The sequence below is a fragment of the Paraclostridium benzoelyticum genome (genome assembly GCF_001006285.1).
Taxonomy (GTDB): Bacteria; Bacillota; Clostridia; order Peptostreptococcales; family Peptostreptococcaceae; genus Paraclostridium; species Paraclostridium benzoelyticum.
In genome coordinates this window covers 1-2566 of record NZ_LBBT01000152.1, presented here as the reverse complement: position 1 = coordinate 2566, position 2566 = coordinate 1, and the positions used below count along the sequence as shown (strand labels likewise).

Sequence of the window (2566 nt, the reverse complement as noted above, 5' to 3'; positions counted from 1 at the left end):
TATAATATTAAAATATAGATATTATTTTAATATTATATAGTTAAAATTGCAATCCAGTTAAATCAAAGATTACAAATAGTAATAATATTGTAAGTAAATTGATTACAATAAATAATGTCAAAGGAGTTTATAAAATTATGAACTCCTTTTTTATTGCAATTAAAGATTTTATATACAAAAACTAGTTTTTTAATAATTTGTTTTTTATAAGTAGGACGAAATATTAAAAAATTCAAAACTATATAAATATATCAATTACTAAACAAATGACTTTATAAAAGGTTGAACCTGTGCATGATGTTTAGTTATTAATATGAAGGGTAATAATTGAGGTGCAAGTAAAAATTAGGTCAAAGTAAAATAAAGAACTTTATCATGCGATAATTTTTATGGATAGGTATTTTTACAAAGAAATAAACTTTCATAAGTAATTCATAAAAGTATGATATAATTTCAAAATACTTTTAAATGGAGGTGACCGATATGGCATTATTAGAGCTAAAGAATATTTATAAAAAGTATAAGTTAGCAGGAAATGAAGAGTTTACCGCTTTGAAAAATATCAATGTATCTTTTGATAAAGGTGAACTAGTTTCAATCATTGGGGAATCGGGAAGTGGAAAATCTACATTGATGAATTTAATCGGAGGATTAGATTCAAATTTCGAAGGAGAACTCTTATATAAAGGAAGAAACATAGGTACCTTCAAAGAATCTGAGTTAGTAAATTATCACAAAGAAAACATAGGATTTGTTTTTCAAAGTTTTAATTTAATTCCACATTTAAACTTATTAGATAATGTATCAATGGCTATGACTTTATCTAATGTAGATTCAGAAACTAGAAAGAAAAGGGCGTTAGAAGTATTAACTGATATGGGGCTAAAAGATCATGTTTATAAAAAGCCTAACCAAATATCGGGAGGACAAAAACAGCGTGTTGCTATAGCGAGAGCATTAGTAAATGATCCAGATATTATTATTGCAGATGAACCTACTGGAGCCCTTGATGCAGAGACTACAAATCAAGTATTAGATATAATTACAGAAATAGCACAACGTGGTAAGTTGGTAATTATGGTAACTCACTCTGAAAAAGTGGCTGCATATTCTAGCCGTGTTGTAAAAATTGATAATGGTGAGATTGTAGGAGATGAGGAAGGAAGAACCCTTAATCATATAGAAGAAAGACAAGTTATCAAAAAGAATAAGAAAAATAAAAACTTAGGGCTTTTCTCTGCAATGAGATTGTCTTTATTAAATATGAAAGAGAAATTTTCTCGTAACTTATTAGTTGCTCTAGGGTCTAGTATAGGGATTATGAGTGTAATTTTAATGATGTCTATTGGAAATGGAGTCACAGGATATGTTACAGATAAAATGAATAGCTTTGTGAATCCTGAAGTAATACAGGTAAATAAGCCTGCTGAGAATAAGACTAAATCAACAGAAAGTATGTCTATAAAAGAACAACAAGAGGCTCAGTCAGAGCAAATGATGAATGGATTGAGATCTACACCTATTACAGAGAATGATATTAACAAACTAGAAAAAATTAATCATGTAGATTCTGTAGAGAAAGGTTATAATCTTACTGCAATGGGATCAAACTATATAACTTATGACGGTAAAAAGGCAATGATTATGGACTTTATGTCAACTTCATCAAACTTAGTTGAATCTAACCTATCAAAAGGAAAGATGCCTAAAGATGGAGAAATCTTAATTTCAGACATGATTGCTAGCGAGTTAGGTGATGATATAGTAGGAAAAACAGTAGATGTTAAACTATTAGTAAATGAAAAGATAATAACAGAAAGCTTTAAGGTAAGTGGTGTATATGAAGGAACAGGAAATATGGCATATATGCCTTATAATTCGATAAGTTCATGGTTTAGCAAAGAAGGAATTAATTTAGAGCCAAACACAGTTTATCTACATGCAGATGACAAATCTAATACAGACTCAATTAAAAATGCAGTGAAAGATTTAGGATACACAGGATCAATGCAAGAGTCTATGATTGAAATGTTTACAGATATGATAGATATGTTATCTTACGTATTAACCGGAGTAGCTGGAATATCATTAGTTGTTTCAGCAATTATGATTCTTGTTGTACTAAATATAAGTGTTGTTGAGAGAACTAAAGAGATCGGAGTATTAAAGGCTTTAGGAGCAAGATTAAAAGATATACGCCGTATATTTGTAACAGAAGCATTTTTACTTGGCGTATTTGGTGGTTTAATAGGCATTGGAGCAAGTTATGGTATAGGGGCAATAGCAAACCACTTTACTAGAACTGCATTTGATTTTAATGTTGTTAGAATTACTCCTACATATGCACTATCGGGTATATTAATTAGTGTAGTGATAAGTATGCTAGCTAGTTTCTTACCAGCTAATAAAGCAGCAAGATTAGATCCAGTTGAATCTTTACGTAGAGATTAATTCAATATTAAATGAATGGAAATTAACCAAATAAAATAAATTAACAAAAACAGCTGAATCCTTTACTGTAGGATTTTAGCTGTTTTTTTTATTTTAAATATTAACAAGTATAAAT

At 29.1% G+C, this 2566-nt stretch carries 1 protein-coding gene; it reads left to right on the top strand.

What is annotated here, in order from left to right:
• The first annotated feature begins 483 nt into the window (after nt 1-483).
• On the top strand, nt 484-2451 hold the full coding sequence (locus VN21_RS07175) for an ABC transporter ATP-binding protein/permease (protein ID WP_046822657.1): 1968 nt from the start codon (nt 484-486) through the stop codon (nt 2449-2451).
• The last annotated feature ends 115 nt before the right edge of the window (nt 2452-2566 follow it).

What these genes read in the sequence shown, in the direction of transcription:
- VN21_RS07175 (WP_046822657.1), top strand. Translation starts at nt 484, where the DNA reads ATGGCATTATTAGAGCTAAAGAATATTTATAAAAAGTATAAGTTAGCA.